Annotated in this window: 17 protein-coding genes; 8 read left to right on the top strand and 9 right to left on the bottom strand. The window is 76.1% G+C overall.

Annotated features, from left to right (window positions below; all coding sequences use genetic code 11):
• Positions 1 to 43 precede the first annotated feature (43 nt).
• Entirely contained in the window at positions 44 to 793 is a 750-nt protein-coding gene (locus AB0K43_RS18955; protein ID WP_363641109.1) for a DUF1775 domain-containing protein, read from the top strand.
• Between the two features lie 32 nt (positions 794 to 825).
• Here the strand turns inward: AB0K43_RS18955 and AB0K43_RS18960 are convergent, their stop codons facing one another.
• Positions 826 to 1674, bottom strand: a complete 849-nt coding sequence (locus tag AB0K43_RS18960) for an undecaprenyl-diphosphate phosphatase (protein ID WP_363641111.1) — start codon at positions 1672 to 1674, stop codon at positions 826 to 828.
• Positions 1675 to 1900: 226 nt separating this feature from the next.
• Between AB0K43_RS18960 and AB0K43_RS18965 the strand changes: the two genes are divergently transcribed.
• The gene (locus tag AB0K43_RS18965; RefSeq protein ID WP_363641113.1) at positions 1901 to 2275 is read left to right on the top strand and encodes a hypothetical protein; all 375 of its coding nucleotides are present in this window, start codon (positions 1901 to 1903) and stop codon (positions 2273 to 2275) included.
• Positions 2276 to 2354: 79 nt separating this feature from the next.
• Positions 2355 to 3173, top strand: a complete 819-nt coding sequence (locus tag AB0K43_RS18970; protein WP_363641115.1) for an SDR family NAD(P)-dependent oxidoreductase — start codon at positions 2355 to 2357, stop codon at positions 3171 to 3173.
• Here the strand turns inward: AB0K43_RS18970 and AB0K43_RS18975 are convergent.
• Positions 3127 to 4059 carry an alpha/beta fold hydrolase gene (locus AB0K43_RS18975; protein WP_363641117.1) on the bottom strand — a complete coding sequence of 311 codons (933 nt, stop codon included), beginning with the start codon at positions 4057 to 4059 and terminating at the stop codon, positions 3127 to 3129. The two genes, AB0K43_RS18970 and AB0K43_RS18975, sit on opposite strands and share 47 nt — an antisense overlap.
• A 334-nt stretch (positions 4060 to 4393) precedes the next feature.
• On the opposite strand from AB0K43_RS18975, the gene AB0K43_RS18980 reads away from it, so the two are divergent.
• Complete coding sequence (locus AB0K43_RS18980; protein WP_363641119.1) at positions 4394 to 5788, top strand: beta-propeller fold lactonase family protein; 1395 nt, start codon at positions 4394 to 4396, stop codon at positions 5786 to 5788.
• A gap of 35 nt (positions 5789 to 5823) precedes the next feature.
• Here AB0K43_RS18980 and AB0K43_RS18985 read toward each other — a convergent pair whose 3' ends face one another.
• From AB0K43_RS18985 to AB0K43_RS19000, 4 genes are all read right to left on the bottom strand, one after another.
• Positions 5824 to 6699: a biotin-dependent carboxyltransferase family protein gene (locus AB0K43_RS18985; protein ID WP_363641120.1), complete on the bottom strand. Its 876-nt coding sequence runs from the start codon at positions 6697 to 6699 to the stop codon at positions 5824 to 5826.
• Positions 6692 to 7321 (bottom strand): 5-oxoprolinase subunit PxpB, encoded by a 630-nt coding sequence (gene pxpB / locus AB0K43_RS18990; protein ID WP_363641122.1) that lies wholly within the window; start codon positions 7319 to 7321, stop codon positions 6692 to 6694. The genes AB0K43_RS18985 and pxpB overlap by 8 nt, the downstream gene beginning before the upstream one ends.
• On the bottom strand, positions 7321 to 8088 hold the full coding sequence (locus tag AB0K43_RS18995) for a 5-oxoprolinase subunit PxpA (protein WP_363641197.1): 768 nt from the start codon (positions 8086 to 8088) through the stop codon (positions 7321 to 7323). The genes pxpB and AB0K43_RS18995 overlap by 1 nt, the downstream gene beginning before the upstream one ends.
• 140 nt (positions 8089 to 8228) lie before the next feature.
• Positions 8229 to 8759, bottom strand: a complete 531-nt coding sequence (locus tag AB0K43_RS19000; RefSeq protein WP_363641124.1) for a hypothetical protein — start codon at positions 8757 to 8759, stop codon at positions 8229 to 8231.
• A 176-nt stretch (positions 8760 to 8935) separates the two neighbouring features.
• Here AB0K43_RS19000 and AB0K43_RS19005 point away from each other — a divergent pair, with 176 nt between their 5' ends.
• From AB0K43_RS19005 to AB0K43_RS19015, 3 genes are all read left to right on the top strand, one after another.
• Positions 8936 to 10459 carry a hypothetical protein gene (locus AB0K43_RS19005; protein ID WP_363641199.1) on the top strand — a complete coding sequence of 508 codons (1524 nt, stop codon included), beginning with the start codon at positions 8936 to 8938 and terminating at the stop codon, positions 10457 to 10459.
• A gap of 94 nt (positions 10460 to 10553) precedes the next feature.
• Positions 10554 to 11426 carry a hypothetical protein gene (locus AB0K43_RS19010; RefSeq protein WP_363641126.1) on the top strand — a complete coding sequence of 291 codons (873 nt, stop codon included), beginning with the start codon at positions 10554 to 10556 and terminating at the stop codon, positions 11424 to 11426.
• A 102-nt stretch (positions 11427 to 11528) separates the two neighbouring features.
• The gene (locus tag AB0K43_RS19015) at positions 11529 to 16100 is read left to right on the top strand and encodes a hypothetical protein (protein ID WP_363641128.1); all 4572 of its coding nucleotides are present in this window, start codon (positions 11529 to 11531) and stop codon (positions 16098 to 16100) included.
• A 7-nt stretch (positions 16101 to 16107) separates the two neighbouring features.
• Here the strand turns inward: AB0K43_RS19015 and AB0K43_RS19020 are convergent, their stop codons facing one another.
• From AB0K43_RS19020 to AB0K43_RS19030, 3 genes are all read right to left on the bottom strand, one after another.
• Positions 16108 to 16869 carry a hypothetical protein gene (locus AB0K43_RS19020; protein WP_363641130.1) on the bottom strand — a complete coding sequence of 254 codons (762 nt, stop codon included), beginning with the start codon at positions 16867 to 16869 and terminating at the stop codon, positions 16108 to 16110.
• Between the two features lie 70 nt (positions 16870 to 16939).
• A complete protein-coding gene (locus AB0K43_RS19025; protein ID WP_363641132.1) occupies positions 16940 to 17479 on the bottom strand; it encodes a hypothetical protein in 540 nt (179 codons plus the stop codon).
• Positions 17476 to 18555, bottom strand: a complete 1080-nt coding sequence (locus tag AB0K43_RS19030) for a beta-ketoacyl synthase N-terminal-like domain-containing protein (RefSeq protein WP_363641134.1) — start codon at positions 18553 to 18555, stop codon at positions 17476 to 17478. Before AB0K43_RS19030 ends, AB0K43_RS19025 begins: the two co-directional genes overlap by 4 nt.
• A gap of 227 nt (positions 18556 to 18782) precedes the next feature.
• On the opposite strand from AB0K43_RS19030, the gene AB0K43_RS19035 reads away from it, so the two are divergent.
• Complete coding sequence (locus tag AB0K43_RS19035; RefSeq protein ID WP_363641136.1) at positions 18783 to 19211, top strand: hypothetical protein; 429 nt, start codon at positions 18783 to 18785, stop codon at positions 19209 to 19211.
• Positions 19212 to 19223 lie beyond the last annotated feature (12 nt).

Consider the following 19223-nt stretch of genomic DNA (forward strand, 5'->3'; position numbering starts at 1 on the left):
GGGTGCGCCCCGTCCCGCCGCCGCCCAGGAGTGTGCTGGTCCCATGCCGCGTTCCCGTCTGCTCGCCCGCGCCGCCGTACCGGCCGCAGCCCTGGTGGGTGCGCTGGCCCTGGCCGGCCCCGCCTTCGCGCACGTCGAGGTGGAGTCCAGCACCCCGCAGGCGCTGGCGGCGGACGCCGTGATCGCCTTCGACGCGGAGGGCGAGTCGTCCTCCGCGGGGATCAAGGAAGTCCGGGTGGTGCTGCCGGAGGGTCTGCAGCCCGGCGACGTGAGCCTGGTCAAGGGCCCGGAGGGCTGGACGCTCAGCCCGATCGCGGACGGCTACGCGGTGGCCGGCCCCGCCCTGGCGCCGGGTGCGGACGCCCAGTATTCGATCAAGGTCCGGCAGCTGCCGGACGCCCCCGAGCTGGCCTTCAAGTCGCTGGTCGGCTACACCGACGGCCAGATCGACCGCTGGATCGAGCTGCCGCAGGGCGCCGCGAAGCCGGCCCACCCGGCGCCGGTGCTGAAGCTCACCGCCGCCGCCCCGGGGGCGAAGCCGCTCACCCCGAGCCCGACGGCCGCCGCCTCCGAGCCGGCCGCCGCCCAGCCGTCCGCGGGCACCCCCGGCGCGACCGCCTCGCCCGACGCGACCGCCTCGCCCACCGCCGGCACCGGCCGACCGGCCGCGGCACCCGCGGAGCAGGCCGACGGCTCCTCGGGCGTGCGCACCGCGCTGGCCGTGGCGGCGGCCGTCCTGCTGGTGGCGGCGGGCGGCTTCTGGGTGTGGCGCCGCCGCTCCACGCAGGGCTGACCCGCCGCCGCTGCCCGTGCGGCGCCGCGGCGCTACTCGGCGGCCACGCCGGCGTCCGCGGCCAGGTACCCGGTGCTGACCAGCACGATCAGCAGCACGCCGAGCACCACCCGGTACACCACGAACGGCAGGAAGCTGTTGTGCGAGATGTACCTGAGGAACCAGGCGATCGCGGCGTACCCCACCACGAAGGCGATCGCGGTGGCCAGCAGGGTGGGGCCCCAGGCCGGGGCCGGCCCCTCGCCGATCTTGAACAGTTCGAGCGTCCCGGAGGCCAGGACGGCGGGGATGGCCAGCAGGAACGAGTACCGCGCCGCCGCCTCCCGGCTGTAGCCGAGCAGCAGGCCGGCGCTGATCGTGCCGCCCGAGCGGGACACCCCGGGGATCAGGGCGAGCGACTGGGCCAGGCCGTACCCGATCGCGTGCGGCAGGGTGAGCGAGCTGATCGGCCGGGCATGGCGGACGGCGCGGCTGCGGTCGGCCACCGCGAGGATCAGGCCGAAGACGATCAGCGTGGTGCCGATCACCCGCAGGTCGCGCAGCGAGGTCTCGATGGTGTCCTGGAACGCGGCGCCGAGCAGGCCGATCGGCAGCGTGCCCATGATCACGAACCAGCCGAGCCGGGCGTTGGGGTCCTGCCGGCGTGCGGGCCGGAACAGGGCGATGGTCCAGGCCGAGATGATCGCGGCGATGTCCTTGCGGAAGTAGATCAGCACCGCCGACTCCGTGCCCAGCTGGGTCACCGCCGTGAACGCGGCGCCGGGGTCGTCCCAGCCCAACAGGGCGGAGAAGACCCGCAGGTGGGCGCTGGAGGAGATCGGGAGGAACTCGGTGAGCCCCTGGATCAGGCCGAGCACGGCCCCGTGGAACCAGTCGATCACCGGACACCGGCCATGGCTATCGGTCGGTGGATGCGCATCTGCGGTCCTGTTCGTCGTGGCGGGCGGCATGGCCGTACCGGCACCCGGGCAGGACGCGAACGGTGCTGGGGCACCGTGCGGCGCGAGTTGTGACGATAAGCCGCTGAGATGACGTGAATCTGGCCGGAACATCAAGATCGCGTGCAGGCCTCTTTCGCCGGCGGACCCCGGATGTGAAGCTGATGGGATGTCATCGAACGAATTCGCGATCAGGTACGACGGCTGGTTCTCCGCGCTGGCCACCCCGCTGTGGATGGGCCCGCGACGGGCCGTGGTGCGGGTGTCCGACGGGGTGCTGACGGTCCGGATGGGGTGGGCGTTCCGGGCGGAGATCCCGCTGGCCTCGATCCGGACGGTGGGGCCCGACTCCCGCTCGGTGAGCGGTTTCGGCGTCCACGGCTTCGGCGGGTACTGGCTGGTGAACGGCTCCGCGAAGGGGCTGGTCCGGCTGGAGCTCGAACCGTTCGTCCGGGCGAGGGCCGTGCGGCTGCCGGTCCGGCTGCGCGAACTGCGGCTCAGCGTCAGCGATCCGGCGGCGTTCCTGGCGGCGGTCGGGCGCTGACGCGCGCGCCGGAGGCGGTCCGGGCGGTCCGGTACGCCAACCTGGTGCCCGGGGCCAACCGGACGGACAGGAGCGGACGATGACGGGCTCGACGGGATCGATCGGATCGACGGGATCGGCGGCCGGACCATCGGCGGGCGGCCGGCTGGCGGGCCGGGCCGCCGTGGTGACCGGCGCGGCCAAGGGGATCGGGCGGGCCACCGCCGAACTCTTCGCCGCCGAGGGGGCCCTGCTGGTGGTCACCGACCTGGACGCGCCCGCGCTGGAGGCCCTGCGGGCCGCGCTGGCCGCGACCGGGGCCCGGGTGCGCGCGGTGGTCGGCGACGTCTCGGTGCCGGCCGACGCCCGGCGGATGATCGAGGAGTCGGTCGCCGGGTACGGGCGGATCGACGTCCTGGTCGCCAACGCCGGGATCCTCCCGCTGCACACCGTCCTGGAGGCCACCCCCGAGGACTGGGACCAGGTGATGGCCGTCGACGGCCGCGGGATGTTCCTCACCTGCAAGTACGCGATCGAGCGGATGGCCCCGGCCGGCCGCGGCGCGATCGTCTGCCTCTCGTCGATCTCCGGCCTGGCCGGCCAAGCCGGCCAGGCGGTCTACGGGCCCGCCAAGTTCGTCGCCAGCGGGCTGACCAAGCATCTGGCCGTCGAGTGGGCGGCCCAGGGGATCCGGGTCAACGCGGTCGCCCCGGGCACCATCAACACCGACCGGGTCCGCCGGCTGCCGCAGGAGCCGGGCGGCTCCGAGTACCTGGCGGAGGTCGTCCGCCAGCACCCGATGGGACGGCTCGGCGAGCCCGCGGAGGTCGCCCGGGCGATCCTCTTCCTGGCCTCCGACGAGGCCTCCTTCATCACCGGCGTCGTCCTGCCGGTGGACGGCGGCTACCTGGCGCACTAGGCCGTGTCTCGGCCTGCGGGCGATCCCCGGCCCGGTCGGTGCGGGTGGCCCCGGTGTGGGCGAGGACGGCGGTGACGATCGTCGGCCAGTCGGCCCGCTCGACCCCGTGGCCGGCGTCCGGCAGGGTCAACAGCCTTGCCCCGGGGATCTGTTCGGCGAGTGCCTCGCCGTGCCGGAGCGGGAAGACCGGATCGGCGCTCCCGTGGATCACCAGCGTGGGCGCGGTGATCGAGGACAGCGGCGCCGGTGCGGGCCCGCCGTCCGGGAGCGAGTCGTGGTTGCGGGCCGCGGCGATGTCACGCGCGCGCTCCAGGTCGCGCCGGATCAGGCGGCGGGCGGCGGCCCGGTCGAACGGGCGCCGGCCCCCCGCGAGGAGGCACGCGTAGGCGACCTGGTGCTCGATCACCGCGTCGAGGTCCGAACGGTCGCAGGGCGCGGCCGGGAGGAACCGGGTGAACTCCTCGGTCGGCGGCGGAAGCTCGCGGTCGCCGGGCACGGCGGGGGAGGTGCTGATCAGGACCAGGGAGCGGACCCGATCGGGATGGGTGAGCGCCAGCAACTGCGCGAACGCCCCGCCGGCCGAGACACCCACGACGTGTGCGGCCGCGATCCCCCGGGCGTCGAGCACGCGGGCGGCGTCCTCGACCAGGTCGGCGCCGGTGTATCCGGGCCGGCCAGGGGGATGGCAGACCGATCGGCCGGTGTCGCGGTGGTCGTAGCGGACCACGAAGCGCCCGCCCTCGGCGAGCAGCCGGCAGAAGCCCTCCTCCCACCAGAGCATCGAGGCCCCGGCGCCCATGACGAGCAGGACCGGCCGGTCCGCCGGGTCGCCGAACGACTCGGTGCACAGCTCGACGCCGTCGATCTCGACCATGCGCTCGGCCATCGCCGCTCCATCTCTCCGGTCGGCGCCCGCCGACCCCCTGATCGCTTCCGGTCCCGGCGTTCCCGGGCGGAGCCGCCCACGAGCCCCGCGGGTGCGGTCCTGGCACTCCCGACCCGGTCTTGTGCCGATCACGCAGCGCCTCTAGGTTGCTACTCGTCGCGACCGTGCGCCATTCGTCGCGAGTGCCGCCCGCTGCCCCGCTGCCCCGCGCACGACCGCTCGCGCCCGCCGCCCCGGCGCACCTGCCGGGCCCCGGCGCGCCCACGCCCGACCGGATCCGCCGCTGCTCCGCGCTGCCACCGAGTACGCGATGCCACCGAGAAGGAGTACCCGCATGTCCCGTGCCGCCCGCTCCCGTCCGAGACTTGCCGCCCTGGTCGCCGCCGCCGTCGCGTTAGCCGTCGGGGCCGGCCTGGGAGCGCCGCCCGCCTCGGCCGCCACGGCCCTCGCCGACCGTGCGTACGTGATCAACACCGACGACGACACCCTCTCGGTGCTCGACGCCACCACCCACGGGGTGATCGCCACCGTCCCGGTCGGCCGGGGCCCCGACGGGGTGGCGGTCAACACCGCGGGCACCCGGGTGTACGTGGCCAACCTCCGCGACGCGACGGCCTCCGTGGTCGACACCGCGAGCAACACGGTCAGCGCCACCGTCCCGGTCGGCCCCTTCCCGAGCGCGGTCGCCCTGAACCCGAGCGGCAGCCGCGCTTACGTCGCCAACGCGGGTGACAACTCGGTGTCCGTGATCGACACCGCCGGGAACGCGGTCGCGGCCACCGTCCCGGTCGGCCCCGGCCCCAACGCCGTGGTCGTCGACCCGGCCGGTGCCCGCGCCTACACCGCGGACGCGGGCGGGCACACCGTGACGGTGATCGACCTCGCGAGCAACGCGGTCGCCGCCACCGTCCCGGTCGGCTCCGGCCCGGTCGCGGCCGCGCTGAACCCCGCGGGCACCCGGCTGTACGTGGCGAACTCCTACGCCGCGAGCGTCTCCGTGGTCGACACCGCCACCGGGACGGTGACCGCCACCGTCCCGGTCGGCCGGATCCCGCACGCGGTGGCGGTCGACCCCTCCGGTGCCCGGGCGTACGTGGCCGACCTGGCGGACGACACCGTGTCCGTGATCGACACCGCCAGCAACACCGTGACCCGCACGATCGCGGTCGGCCCGGCGCCGGCCGCGCTCGCGGTCAGCCCCTCCGGCGCGTTCCTCTACGTCACCGCGGTCGGCGGCGGCACCCTGGCCGTGGTCGACACCGCCAGCAACGCCGTGACCGCGACCACCGCGGTCGGCGCCCTCCCCTCCGGCGTGGCCTTCGTCCCGCGCCCGCCGGTGCAGCCCCGGGCCGACCTCGCCGTCACCCTGACCGCGCAGGCCCCCGCGCTGCTTCCGGGTGCCATCAGCTACACCCTGACCGCCCGCAACCAGGGGCCCGCCGCGGTCACTTCGGCCACCGTCACGGCCACCCTGCCGGTCGGCGCCACCGCCACCAACCTCAGCGCGGGCTGCACCACCGCCGGCCGGACCGTCACCTGCAGCTACGGCGCGCTCGCCAACGGCGCCACCGCCGGCTCGACCTTCCGCAGTGCGGTCGGCCTGCTCGGCCTCGGTCCGGTGACCACCACGGCCGCCCGGACGGCCTCCGCCCCGGCCGACCCGGTCGCCGCCAACGACACCGGCAGTGCCACCTGCACCGTCCTCTCGGTGCTGCTGGTCCGCTGCTGACCCGGCCCGTCGACCAGGCCGCGCACCTTGGCCCGTCAGTCCCGCACCGGCAGGAACCGCACCACCGTCCCCGGTCGGGCCTGCCCCGCGGCGGCCAGATCGGCGTGCGGGACCACCCCCACCACCGGGTAGCCGCCGGTGGTGGGGTGGTCGGCCAGGAAGACCACCGGCTGCCCGTCCGGCGGCACCTGTACGGCGCCCAGCACCATGCCCGCGCTGGGCAGTTCGCCGCCACGGGCGCGGGCCAGCGGCGGGCCCTCGGTGCGCAGCGCCACCCGGTTGCTCGCGGCGGCCACCCGGTAGATCGAGCGGGCCAGGCCCGGCACGGCGGCGAACCAGTCGTCGTGCGGGCCGAGCCGCAGCCGCAGCACCAGTTCGCCCGGGGGCGCGGGCAGCGGCACCAGGTCGGCGCGGGGCGCGTCGCCCGCCGGGCCCACCGGCAGGCGGTCACCGGCCGCGAGCGGGGCCGGGCCGAGCCCGGACAGCAGGTCGGCCGAGCGGCTGCCCAGCACCGCCGGCACCGCGAACCCGCCCGCCACCGCCAGGTAGCTGCGCACGCCGTGGGTGGCGGGCCCGACCTCGACCACCGCGCCCGGGCGCAGGGTTACGGCCGCGCCCCAGGCGCCCGGCCGGCCGTCGACGGTGACCGGCGCGGGGGCGCCGCCGACCGCGACCACGCAGCGGGCGAGCGCCCGGAGCGCCACCCCGCCGAGGGTGGTCTCCAGCGCGGCCGCGCCGTCCGGGTTGCCCACCAGGCGGTTGACGGCGCGCAGGGCCGGTTCGTCGAGCGCCCCGGCGCGCGGTACGCCCAGGTGCGCGACCCCGCGCCGCCCCAGGTCCTGGACGGTGGTCAGCGGGCCGGGCCGCACCACCTCCAGCTCGGCCGTGCCCGGCCAGCGCGGCTCAGCCATGCCGGGCCACCGGGGTGAACCGCACCCGGACCCCGGGTGCGAGCAGGGCAGCCGGCTCCCGGCCGAGGTCCCAGAGCGCGGCGGCGGTCCGCCCGAGCAGCTGCCAGCCGCCGGGGGAGGAGCGGGGGTAGACACCGGTGTACGGGCCGGCCAGCGCGACCGAGCCGGCCGGGACGGAGCTGCGCGGGGTGGCCCGGCGGGGCACCTCGTACCCCGCCGGGAGGCCGGTCAGGTAGCCGAAGCCGGGGGCGAAGCCGCAGAAGGCGACCCGGTACTCGGGTGCGCTGTGGATCCGTACGGCGGCCTCGGCCGAGACGCCCCAGCGGGCCGCCACCTCGGCCAGGTCAGCACCGTCGTAGCGGGTGGGGATCTCCACCAGCGGGCCCTCGGCGGGCGGGTGCTCGGGCACCGCCCAGCCGGCCAGCAGCCGCGCCAGCGCCCGGCGGTCGGCGACCCCGTCCAGCAGGACGGTGCGGGCGGCGGGGACGATCTCGGTGATCGCCGGGAGTTCGGCCCGTCGGGCCGTCAACAGGGTGTACAGCGCGGCGACCCGCTCGGCCGAGTCCAGCTCCACCAGCAGCGCGTCCTCCCCGACCCGCCGGACGATCGGCCCGTCGGCCATCAGACGAAGGCCTCGACCCGTACTCCGGCGGAGGCCAGCGCCCCGCGGACCCGCCAGGCCAGCTGGGCCGCGCCCGGGGTGTCCCCGTGCACGCACAGCGAGCGCGCCGCGACGTCCACCAGCTCGCCGCCGACCGCGGTCACCTCGCCGTCCCTGGCGATGCTCACCGCGCGGGCGATCACCGCCTCCGGGTCGTGCACCACGGCCTCCGGATCGCGCCGCGGGACGAGGGTGCCCGCCCAGGTGTAGGCGCGGTCGGCGAAAGCTTCCGTCACCACCGGCAGCCCGACCCCCTCGGCCACCGCGAGCAGCCGCGAGCCGGGCAGTCCGAGCACCGGCAGCGGGCCGTCGCACACCGCGCCGGCCCGCAGCACGCCGGAGACCACGGCCTCGGCCTGCTCGCTGTCCTGCACCACCCGGTTGTAGAGCGCACCGTGCGGTTTCACGTACGAGACCCGGGAGCCCGCGGCGCGGGCGAAGACCTGCAGCGCGCCGATCTGGTACGCGATCTCGTCCGCGAGCTCCTCGGGCGGGACGTCCATCGCCCGGCGGCCGAAGCCGGCCAGGTCGCGGTAGGAGACCTGGGCCCCGATCCGCACCCCGCGTTCGGCGGCCAGCGCGCACACCCGGCGCATGGTCGACGGGTCCCCGGCGTGAAAGCCGCACGCCACGTTGGCGCTGGTCACCACCGACAGCAGCGCCTCATCGTCCGTCAGCGTCCACCGCCCGAACCCCTCACCGAGGTCCGCGTTGAGATCGATCACCATCTCGGCCACGCCTGCCCGCCTCCCAGCAGCTCCTGCCAGCAGCTCCTGCGCCGATCGTAGAGCCTGCGCGGCACCGCGTTGACGCAGGATCAGCGGCGGGCTGCGCGCGCCCCGCGGGGGCGGGGCGCGCACGGGGCCCGTCAGGCCGCCAGGGCCGCCGGACGGCTCCGGACGGCCTGTGCCCACTCCAGCCGGCGGATCCCGCGCACCACGATCAGCAGCGGGATCACGCCGATGACGCCGAACGACATGTCGACGAATCGCCAGTACAGCGGGATGTCGCGGAGCGGTCCGCAGATCAGTGCGAGCGGGATGACCCCGGCGCAGGCCAGCACGGCCCACTTGATCACCCAGATGTTGCGCACCGGGTCCTTCAGCGGGCCCCAGAAGGCGGTGGCGATCACCAGGTGGGCGAAGGCCAGCCAGTCGGTGCCGTAGGCGAGGAAGGGGTAGCGGGCGTTGGTGTCGGCCACGCCGTCGCGGACCCGCGCCGTCCAGCCGGCCAGTGCCGGGAAGTGGTCGCCGATCGGGCCGCCGCCGACCGCGCCGGCCAGCCAGCGGGTCTCGGTCTCCAGCGGGAAGGCGGTCAGGCCGCTCAGCACCAGACAGACGATGAAGATCCACAGCCAGCGCCGGATGCTCCGGCGCAGCCGTTCCGGGTTGTCCGCCATGTCGCACGCCCCCATGTCGATGATCGGTCCGGAAGGGTTCCCGACCTGCTCAGGGATGACCCTAGAGGTAAAATTGAACATGTTCAACACGGCTCCGGCGGTACTCCAACCGGTACATCAGGGCTCGTTTCGGCCCTTGTCGGTGCGAACCTCTAATGTTGTCCACCGTGACCGCCATCGCAGACCAGCCCGCCGACCAGCAGCTCCGGCCGCCCGCCGCAGCCGGCCGGCCCGCGCCCGGGCCCGCCGCCGACGAGGGGCTGGCCCGCCGGCTCAAGGCCCTGGCCTGCACCGCGCCGCTGCACGACCTCGACAGCCGCAAGGTCAACCTGGCGGGCGAGTACGGCTCGTACACCATGGCCGAGGTCGGCCTGGCCGCGATCGACCTGGTCACGCTCAACATGGACTTCGACACCGGCGCCGACCGGGACATAGTGCTCGGCCGCCTGCTGCCCCGGATCGCCGCGCAGAATCCGGGCCGGGCCACCGCCGAGCACGAGCGGGTGGCCCGCTGGGTGCTGGAGTCACTGATCAACGTCGGCAGCGTCGACCGCGGCTTCCGGGCCGTCTACGGCACCTTCGGCCCGGACGGCGGGTACGTCCGGCGGGACTACGACTTCAAGCTGATCGAGGAGGTCCCCGGCCCCGACGGCGGCGTCTACCTGCGCACCACCGACGAGGCGGTCAACGTCCTGGTCGGCGCGCTCGACACCGACGTCACCTCGGCCCAGATCGCCGCCGAGGTGAAGCTGGAGGTGCTGATCCGGCGCGGCCGCCTCGCCGACGCCCAGCTCGCCGCCGAGCAGGCCCGCTACCGCACCGTGCAGTACGCCGAGACGCTGCGCCGCGCCCTGGAGGCCACCCGGCGCAACGTCCGGGCGGTCGACTGGATGGAGACCGTCCCCGACCTGATCGACGAGGCGCTCGACCACATCGCCGACCGCTACCGGCACGAGAACGCGATCCTCACCAACATCCGCAAGGCCCGCGACGAGACCGAGGAGCCGGAGCACAAGCGCCGCGCCGCCGAGCTGGTCGACATCGTCAAGGACTGCATCCGCCGCCACACCCAGCTGCAGACCCGGCTGCTGGAGGCCGGCCCGCTGTTCCGCGCCGAGCAGGACCGGCAGGCCTTCGCCACGCCCGGCGCCCGCAGCGGCATCGACCTGTACGGGCACCTGCTGGCCCCGCTCCTGGAGCTCCCGGTCGCCCGGGCCACCCGGCCCACCGACGCCTTCTTCGCGCACGGCGCCGGGCTGCGGACCCCGGTCGCGGTCCGGGTCGGCGACCTGGTCGAGCTGCTGCTCACCCCGCCGGTCGAGCGCGAGCACCTGGGCGCGGAGCTGCCCGAGCCCGACCTGGTCGCCACCCCGGACGACAGCCGCTTCTCGGAGGCCCAGCTGGAGTCGGCCCTCGAGCTCCTCGACCTCCCGGCGGACGCCCCCCGCCGGCTCTCCGGCCTGCTCGCCGACGCCCGCCGCCAGGACCCTGACCTCCCGTACCTGGTCGCCCTGCTCGCCGTCCACGCCGCCAGCCCGCCGGTCGGCACCGCCTACCGCCAGGGCGAGGAGCGCCTCCTGTTCGCCGTCGACGACGGCACCCGCCTCGACGACCCCGAATTCGGCGGCGCCGACCTCATCGTCGGCAGCGCCCTCCTCGACGCCGCCGGCATGGCCGCCGACCGCAAGGAGGCCGGCTGATGCCAGACCCCCGTGTCCGACGTCCTCCGGTGGCACTCCCCAGCCCCGTGCCCCAGCAGCCCCGCCAGTCCCGCACCAAGGAGCCCCGCCCGTGATGACGCCGCACGACACGGCCTGGCCCCCCGAGAGCGCCCCGGCCGCCCCGGCCGCCCTCACCCCCGCCGACGTCGCCGACGCCGCCCGGCTGGTCTCCTTCGGCCTCCAGGCCAAGCTGCTGCCGGCCCGTGACGCCGAGTACGCCGAGCTGGTCCGCCGCCACCGGGAGGACCCGGGCTTCGCCCGCCTCGCCGACGCGGTGGCCACCGGCATGGGCCTGGTGGTCCTGGAGGTGTCGCCGCGGGCCGGCATGGCCGTCGCCGCCGCCGAGGACTCGGTCTTCGCCGTCCGGATGGGCGACTACTCGCGCCGCGCCGCCTCGGAGTCCACCGACCGCTTCCTGCACGGCCTGGCGCACCTCGCTGTCGCCGCCCTCGCCTTCCCCCGCCCCGAGGACCTCGCGGACGAGGGCTACCTCGGCCGGGTCACCGTCAACGGCGTGGACGCGTTCGTCCGGCAGGCCTGCCGCCGCCTGGAGGAGCGCGCCGAGGCCGAGGGCACCAACTCCGACCCGGCCAGCGACGCACCCGGCCTGGAGGCCGCCTGGCGGGTCTGGGCCCGCCGCTCGGCCACCGGCGCCACCAAGGACGCCCGCCGCCTGGCCGGCTCCACCATCGGCATCGTCTCCAAGGCGGTGCTCTTCCTGGTCGACTCCGGCTTCCTGCAGAAGACCTCCGACGACGCCGGCGGCACCTACCGCACCACCGCCCGCTACCAGCTCCAGGTCCGCGACCTGGCCGGCAGCGCCGCGATGGCCGAACTCACCGACCTCGGCGTCGTCCCGGTCACCGACGGCAGCCCGACCCTCCTCCCGCCCGACCACTCCGACGACCTGGTCGCCGACGCCGGCCTGCCCTTCCACTCGCTCTGACCGGCCCCGCCCCCCCAGGCCCCGACCCCGCCGACCCCGCACCCCGCACCCCGCATTCCCAGCCCCTGCTACGAGCCCCCGCCCTCTGGAGAACCGCCGCACATGTACGAGCTCAACCGGGTCCGCCTGTACTCGATCGGACCGGCCGGCGCGCGCTACGCCGACACGGTGCTCGACCTGCGCGGTGTCGGCGAGCCGGTGGCCGAGCCCCGGCCGCAGCAGATCGGCCTGTTCGGCGAGGAGCCGGAGGGCCCGCAGCGCCGGCCCGCGCCCGCCGGCGTGCTCTTCCTGGAGAACGGCGGCGGCAAGTCCGTCCTGCTCAAGCTGATCTTCTCGGTGATGCTCCCCGGCCACCGCAACACCCTCGGCGGCGCCAGCTCGGGCGTGCTGCGCAAGTTCCTGCTCGCGGACGACTGCGGCCACGTCGCCCTGGAGTGGCAGCACACCGTCACCGGCGAGCTGATCGTGGTCGGCAAGGTCAGCGAGTGGCGCGGCCGCCAGGTCTCCTCCGATCCGCGGAAGTTCGCCGAGACCTGGTACTCCTTCCGGCCCGGCCCGGGCCTCACCCTCGACTCCCTCCCGGTCGCCGAGCGGGCCGGCCTCGGCCCCGACAGCAAGGCCCGCGGCCGGCGCCGCACCATGAAGGGCTTCCGCGACTCGCTCACCGAGGCCGGCAAGACCCACCCGCACCTGGACCTGGTCTTCGAGGACATCCACGACCGGTGGAACGAGCACCTCGGCGAGCTCGGCCTCGACCCCGAACTCTTCCGCTACCAGCGCGAGATGAACGCGGACGAGGGCGAGGCCGCCGGCCTGTTCGCGGTCAAGCACGACTCCGACTTCACCGACCTGCTGCTGCGCGCGGTCACCGACACCCGGGACACCGACGGCCTGGCCGACCTGGTGCACGGCTTCGCCGCCAAGCTCGGCCGCCGCTCCGAGCTCACCGCCGAGCGGGACTTCACGGCCGGCTCGGTCGAGCTGCTGGAGCGGATCGTCGAGGCCACCGCCGCCCGCGAGGGCGTCCGGGAGAGCCACCGCACCGCCGAGCGCCGCACCCGCCGGCTCGCCCAGGCGCTGGCCGCCCGGGCCGGCGTCGAGCGCGACCGGGCGCACGACCTGGCGATCGAGGTGGCCGCCGCGGCGAGCGCCGTCACCGCCGCCGAGGCCGACCGCACCCGGCACTCCCTGATCACCGCCGAACTCACCCACCGGCACGCCACCCTGGGGCTGGCCGCCGCCACCGGCGAGGCCGCCGGCCTGCGCCGCGAGCTGACCGAGGCGCGCACCCTGCACGCCGCCTGGCAGGCCGCCGAGGCCGTGCTCCGCCAGCGCGCCGCCGCCGACCGGGCGGCCCGGGTCGCGGTCGCGATCCGGGAGGCCGAGCTGGACGCCGCCCCCGCGCTCGCCGCCCGTGCCCAGGCCGCCGGTGCGCTGGCCCGCGCCCTGGAGACGGCCGCCCTGGCCGCCGAGACCCGGGCCGACCAGGAGGAGCTGCGCGCCGGCGAGCTGCAGGAGGACGGCTCCGCCGCCCAGGCCGAGGCCACCGCCGCCGCCACCGCGGCCCAGAAGGCCCGCAGCGAGGCCGAGCACCTGCGCCAGCGCCTCGCCGAGGTCGAGCAGGAGACCAGGGCCGCCGTCGAGGCCGGCTGGATCGACCCGACCGCCGACGAGCCGGATCCGGCCCGCGCCGCCCTGCACGCCGCCGACGCGGAGAAGGCCGCCACCGCCGCCCTGGCGCAGGCCCGGGGCGTCGCCGAGCAGTCCGCCGCCCGGGTCCGCGAGGCCGCCGCCGCCGAGGCCAGGGCCGAGCTCGCCGCGGCCCGCGCCACCGACGCCCGGGCCGCCGCCGAGCGGGCGCTGGCCGCCGAGCAGCGCACCGCCGCCCTGCTCGCCGCCGAGCCCCGGCTCGCCGAGCTGCTCTCGCTGACCCCCTACCAGGAGGGCGGCGAGGAGCGGGAGGGCTTCCTCACCCCCCGGATCCTGGACACCAACGCCGAGGCGCTGCGCGACCAGCTCGACCAGTCCGTCGCCACCGCCGAGCGCACCCTGTTCGACCTGCGGACGGCCGCGGCGGACGACTCCCGGATCCTCGCCGCGCTCGGCGACGGCGGCCTGCTGCCGCCCGGCCCGGACGTGCTGGCCACCGTCGAGTACCTCGGCGAGCACGGCATCCCCGCGCTGCCCGGCTGGCGCTACCTCGCCCAGTCCGTCGACCCGGCCGACCACGAGGCGATCCTGGCCGCCCGCCCCGAGCTGGTCGACGGCGTGGTGGTCACCGACCCGTCCTCGCTGGACCGCGCCCGCCAGGCGCTGCAGGCCGCCGCGCTGCTGCCGCGCTCCACCGTGGCCGTCGGCACCGCCGCCGCGCTGATCGCCCCGATCGAGGCCGAACCGGCCTTCTTCCTGGTGCCGCCCAACCCGGCCATGCACGACGAGCGCGCCGCCGACGACGAGCGCCGCGAGCTGCGCACCCGCGCCACCGCCCGCGAGGAGCACATCCGCGAGCTGGCTGCCCGGCTCGGTGGCGACCGCGCGCTGGCCGCCCGGCTCGCCTCCTGGCACACCCAGTGCCCCCCCGGCACCCTCGCCGAGCTCGCCGACGCCGCCCGCGCGGCCGGCGAGCAGGCCGAGACCGCCGCCGCCCAGCTCGCCACCCTGCGCGCGGACCACACCGAGGCCGAGGCCGACCACGCCGCGGCCGCCGCCCGGCACGAGGAGCTGCGCGAGGCGGCCCAGCAGGCCCGCCGCTCCGCCGACGCGCTGGCCGGCCTCGCCTTCCGGCTGCGCGAGCGCGCCAACTGGACCCGCCGGCAGCGCGAACTCGCCGAGGACACCGCCGAGTGCGAGCGCCGCCAGGTGCTGTGCACCGAGCGCGCCCGCACCTGCGACGAGGACCGCCGGGCCGCCCAGCGCGCCGCCGACGACGCCCGCCGCACCGCCCGCACCCTGCGCGCCGAGCGCGCCGAGCTGGCGGGCCTGGCCGAGGACGCCCCGGAGCCGGCCGGCCCGCCCGCCTCGCTGCCCGCCCTGCGCGAGGCCTACCGGGCGGCGTCCCAGCTGTACGAGAAGGTCGGCGTGGGCGCCGACCTGCGGGCCGAACAGGCCCGCGCCGAGGGGGACGAGGCCGCGGCCGCCACCGAGCTCGACCGGCTCACCAACAAGGTCCGCACCCGCGCCGAGGAGCTGCTCGCCAGCCCGGACGGCGCGGACGGGCCGGCCCGCCAGGCCGCCGCCAGCCGGGCCGAAGAGCTGGTCGCCACCATCGAGGCCCGGTCCGCCACCGCCAGCGAGCAGCTCGGCCGGCTGCGCGGCGAGGCCGAGCGCTCCGCCCCGGTGAACGGCGACGCGCACACCGAGCTGCCCGAGGAGCTGGTCCCCACCGACCCCGAGCACGCCCAGCTGCTGCTGCGCACCGCCACCGGCCGGCTGGCCGAGCGCCGCGAGCGGGTCGACGTCGCCCGTACCGAGCACGCCGACCTGCAGCGCACCCTGGAGACCGCGCAGTCGGCCACCACGGACTTCGACGAGCTGGCCGCCCAGCTCCGGGACGGCCTGCGCGACCACACCGAGGAGCCCGAGCAGCCCGCCGAGCCCTACCCCGGCGCGCTGGCCGACGCCCGCAACGCCGCCACCGACACCCGCCGCTCGCTGCGCACCGCCGCCACCGAGCTCACCGGCGCCGAACTCGCGGTCCGGGACGCCTCCGACGCCCTGGTCCGGCACGCCAACGCGGCCCGCTACGAGGCCGTCCGCACCCCCGCCCGGCACCAGATCCGCGAGCTGCCGGCCGCCGCGCTGCCGGACCACGCCGCCGCCTGGGCCACCGCCTTCGCCCCCCGGCTGCGGGTGCTCACGGACGAGCTGGCCCAGCTGGAGCGCAACCGCAGCAGTATCGTCGACCGCCTGCGCGGCCTGGTCGAGTCCTCGCTCGCCACCCTGCGCGCCGCCCAGCGGCTCTCCCGGCTCCCCGAGGGCCTGGGGGAGTGGTCCGGCCAGGAGTTCCTCCGGATCCGCTTCGAGGACCCGGACCAGACCGTGCTGTCCGAGCGCCTGGGCGAGGTGATCGACGAGGCCACCAGGGCCGCCGTGAAGAAGAACAGCGACCTGCGCCGGGACGGCATGTCCCTGCTGCTGCGCGGCGTGGCCGCCGCGATCGGCCCCAAGGGCGTCGGCGTGGAGATCCTCAAGCCGGACGCGGTGCTGCGGGCCGAGCGGGTGAGCGTCGGCCAGATGTCCGACGTGTTCTCGGGTGGCCAGCTGCTCACCGCGGCCATCGCGCTCTACTGCACGATGGCCGCGCTGCGCGCCAACGACCGCGGCCAGTCCCAGCTGCGGCACGCCGGCACGCTCTTCCTCGACAACCCGATCGGCCGCGCCAACGCCACCTACCTGCTGGAGCTCCAGCGGGCCGTGGCGGACGCCCTCGGAGTCCAGCTGATCTACACCACCGGGCTGTTCGACACCACCGCGCTCGCCGAGTTCCCGCTGGTCATCCGGCTGCGCAACGACGCCGACCTGCGGGCCGGCCTGAAGTACATCTCGGTGGAGGAGCACCTGCGCCCGGGCCTGCCGGCCGCGCCGGACCCGGACGGCCCCGCCGTCCACGGCGAGATCACCGCCACCCGGATGTTCAAGCGCCCGGCGGAGGTGCCCGCCCCGGCGCAGGACTGACGGCCGGTCAGAGCGGCCCGGCGCAGATCACCGTGTGCAGCAGCGAGGTCGTGCCGGTGCGGCTGAGCTCGAACTCCACGGCGGTCGACGGCGGGCAGCTGTCCGACTGGCCGCGTGCGGCCAGCCCCTTGGTGAAGCGCTTGGTCACCTTGTACTCCGGCGGGTTGTCCCCGGTGCCGTCGCAGCGCGCCTCGTCGGCCTTGCGGCCGCCGTCGCTCGCGGTGGTGGTGTAGAGGCAGTCGCCCTCGAGGATCCGCAGCCCGCCGCCCATGCCCGGATCCCCGGGATGGGTGCTGCCGGTGTAGCGCAGGCAGGCGTACGCGGTCTGCCCGGAGGTGTGGGCGCCGGTGGTCCGGAACAGGTTGTCCATCAGGTCCAGGGCGAAGTCGGTGTCGTCCGCGCAGATCGAGCCGAAGCTGTCGTCGGCCCCGACCGGTGGCAGCGGCTCGCTGCGCCCGGTCACCTTGGCGACCACCAGCGCCTCCGCGCAGTCGGCGGCGGCGAGGGCGATGCCCTTGCTGCCGTCCGGGCCCAGGTTGGTGGTCGGCTTCGCGCACTGCCCGACCGTGAAGTAGTCGGCCTCCACCGAGAGGGTGGGGGCCGCACTGGGCGAGGCACTGATCCGCGCGGACGCCGTGGCGCTGGTGCTCGCGCCGGACTGCTCGGGCGGCGGCGCCGGGTCGCCCGGGTCGCACCCGGCCAGCAGCGCCCCCGCCACCACCAGCGCGGCCAGCCAGACCGGTGCCGCCGCCTTCGACCGTTCCGTCATGGAGAGCCCTCCCCGTCGTCGCCCGACCCCAGGATGTAAGCCTAGATGAATAACTGACGGAGCGTCATCACTATGGGCTGATCGAGCCGGGTTCGAGCAGCAACGCGTGGGCGGTGTCCGCCTCCTCGGGGCCGGCCGCGAGGTCGGCGCAGATCAGCAGCACCTGGGCCGCCTCGTCCAGCGCCAACAGGCGTCCGGCCAGCGCGAGTCCGTCCTGGAGCCGGTCGCCGAGCGGGGTGATCGAGAGCATCGGTCCGGCCAGCCCCCAGCGTGCCGCCAGCTGTCCGAGCGCGGCCGTGGGCGCGGACTGGAAGAGCAGCGGCTTCGCGACCTGGGCCCGCGCCCGGACGGCCTCGGCCACGGCGGCGGCGGTGGGCTCGTCGGCGCGCAGCGAGGAGAGCAGCACCGCCGTCCGCTCCCCGCGTGCGGGGGGCGCCGGAGGCTCGCCGTACCGCTGCCGCAGGCACTCCTCGGCGACGGCCGCGACCAGCGGCGGGAAGCGGGAGTGCAGGAACCGCCCCTGCTCCGGCCGGGCCGCCGGCGCCCCGGGCGGCGGCCAGTGGGCTTCGCAGAGCACGACGGAGCGGCGGTGGTGCCCGCGGTCGGTCACACGGCCTCCAGCAGCAGGGCGGTGCAGGTGCCGCCGAACCCGGCGCTCAGGCTGAGCGCATGGCGCACCCGGGCCGGCCGGGGCCGGTCGAGGACCAGCTCCAGCGGGCAGTCCGGATCCGGGCCGAGGTGGCCCGCGTTGACCGGCAGCAGGCCGTGCCGCAGGGCCAGCGCGCAGACCGCGAGTTCGACCATGCCGGCGGCGGTCAGGCAGTGCCCGTGCAGGGCCTTGGTCGAGCTGACCGGGACGCGGTGGGCGTGCGGGCCGAGGGCCCGGTACAGGCCGGCCGCCTCGCTCGGGTCGAACCGCGGGGTGGCGGTGGCATGGGCGTTGACGTAGCCGATCGCCTCCGGGGCGAGGCCGGCCCGGCGCAGGGCGGCGGCGGTGGCCCGGGCGATGCCGAGCCCCTGCGGGTGCGGGCGGGCGACGTGGTGCGCGTCGCCGGCCTGCCCCCAGCCGGCCAGCCGGACCAGTGGTGCGGCGCCCCGGCGGCGGGCCTCCGTGGGGGCCTCGATGACCAGGGCGCCGGCGCCGTCGCCGAGCACCGGCCCCTGCCGGCCGAGGCTGAACGGGCGCGCGATCCCGTCCGGGGCCAGCACTCCGGCGCTGTCGAAGGAGGCGAAGCCGGTGGCGTCGACCAGCTGGCCCGCCGCCACCACCACCCGGGGGTGCTCGCCGAGCGCGATGAGCGCGGCGGCGTCGGCGACCGCCGAACCGGCCGCGGCGCAGGCGTTGGTGTGGATCCGCTGGAGGCCGAGCAGCCCGCAGGCGGCGGCCAGCCCGGCGGTGGCCCGGTCCACGGCGCCGGTCGGCTGGCGGGCCAGCAGCAGCGGGGTTTCGGCCCGCTGATCGGCCGTCAACCCGGCCTGGCCACAGGCCTGGTCGACCAGGGTGGCCAGCTCGTCGGTGAGGTCGGGGTCGCCCGGCAGGGTGGCCGCGTACCGGGCCCGCCGGGCGCCGACGTCGAACCTGGTCACGGGGGTGCGGGCCGGGACGCCGCCCAGCAGCCCCGCCCACAGCTGCTCGGCCCCCCGCCCGTAGGCCGTCAGGGTGGCCAGTCCGGTGATCACCGCCATCCGCCCACCTCGTCGGGGGTGGCGGCGGGCCGTGGACGAATGCGGATCTCGAAGAGGTGCATCGAGCACGGACGTTATCACCCTGAGTATCCAACTTCGCACAGAAAGAGGCCGGTTGCAGCCTGTTGGGGTCCGTCGGTCCCGAAGTCGTGTATAGAAAACTTGACACCAGGTCCAGGCTGCTTGACACTCCTCGGTGTCTGGTTTTCTTTACATGGGGAGCGGCAGTGGCATACGAGGAGAAACGCGCCTGGATCATGGTGGTGGTCACCGTCGCGGCGTACGCGGGGTACCTGGCCACCGTCCTCGACCGGCCGGCGGGGGAGCCGCTGGGGCAGGCGCCGTACGTGGCGGCGCTGCTGTGGTCGGTCGGGCTGGCGATCGCCGGGTCGATCGTGCTCGGCATCCTGGCGTCGGTGCTCGCGCCCGAGGGGGCGAACGTCAAGGACCAGCGCGACCGGGAGATCCACCGGTTCGGGGAGTACATCGGCCAGTCCTTCGTGGTGATCGGCAGCGTGACCGGGCTCTGCCTGGCGATGGCGGACGTGGACCAGTTCTGGATCGCCAACGCGATCTACCTGGCGTTCGTCCTGTCGGCGCTGCTCAGCTCCACCGCGAAGATCGCCTCCTACCGGCTGGGCTTCCACCCGTGGTGAAGCCGACCCGCG

It is taken from the genome of Kitasatospora sp. NPDC049258 (assembly GCF_040678895.1).
Lineage (GTDB): Bacteria > Actinomycetota > Actinomycetes > Streptomycetales > Streptomycetaceae > Kitasatospora.

Bases quoted from the DNA above. Each gene is read 5' to 3' on its own strand.
- AB0K43_RS18980 (WP_363641119.1), top strand. From the start codon at position 4,394: ATGTCCCGTGCCGCCCGCTCCCGTCCGAGACTTGCCGCCCTGGTCGCC.
- pxpB (WP_363641122.1), bottom strand. From the start codon at position 7,321: ATGGCCGACGGGCCGATCGTCCGGCGGGTCGGGGAGGACGCGCTGCTG.
- AB0K43_RS19010 (WP_363641126.1), top strand. From the start codon at position 10,554: ATGACGCCGCACGACACGGCCTGGCCCCCCGAGAGCGCCCCGGCCGCC.
- AB0K43_RS19030 (WP_363641134.1), bottom strand. From the start codon at position 18,555: ATGGCGGTGATCACCGGACTGGCCACCCTGACGGCCTACGGGCGGGGG.
- AB0K43_RS18955 (WP_363641109.1), top strand. From the start codon at position 44: ATGCCGCGTTCCCGTCTGCTCGCCCGCGCCGCCGTACCGGCCGCAGCC.
- AB0K43_RS18975 (WP_363641117.1), bottom strand. From the start codon at position 4,059: ATGGCCGAGCGCATGGTCGAGATCGACGGCGTCGAGCTGTGCACCGAG.
- AB0K43_RS19000 (WP_363641124.1), bottom strand. From the start codon at position 8,759: ATGGCGGACAACCCGGAACGGCTGCGCCGGAGCATCCGGCGCTGGCTG.
- AB0K43_RS18985 (WP_363641120.1), bottom strand. From the start codon at position 6,699: ATGGCTGAGCCGCGCTGGCCGGGCACGGCCGAGCTGGAGGTGGTGCGG.
- AB0K43_RS19020 (WP_363641130.1), bottom strand. From the start codon at position 16,869: ATGACGGAACGGTCGAAGGCGGCGGCACCGGTCTGGCTGGCCGCGCTG.
- AB0K43_RS19015 (WP_363641128.1), top strand. From the start codon at position 11,529: ATGTACGAGCTCAACCGGGTCCGCCTGTACTCGATCGGACCGGCCGGC.
- AB0K43_RS18995 (WP_363641197.1), bottom strand. From the start codon at position 8,088: ATGGTGATCGATCTCAACGCGGACCTCGGTGAGGGGTTCGGGCGGTGG.
- AB0K43_RS18970 (WP_363641115.1), top strand. From the start codon at position 2,355: ATGACGGGCTCGACGGGATCGATCGGATCGACGGGATCGGCGGCCGGA.
- AB0K43_RS18965 (WP_363641113.1), top strand. From the start codon at position 1,901: ATGTCATCGAACGAATTCGCGATCAGGTACGACGGCTGGTTCTCCGCG.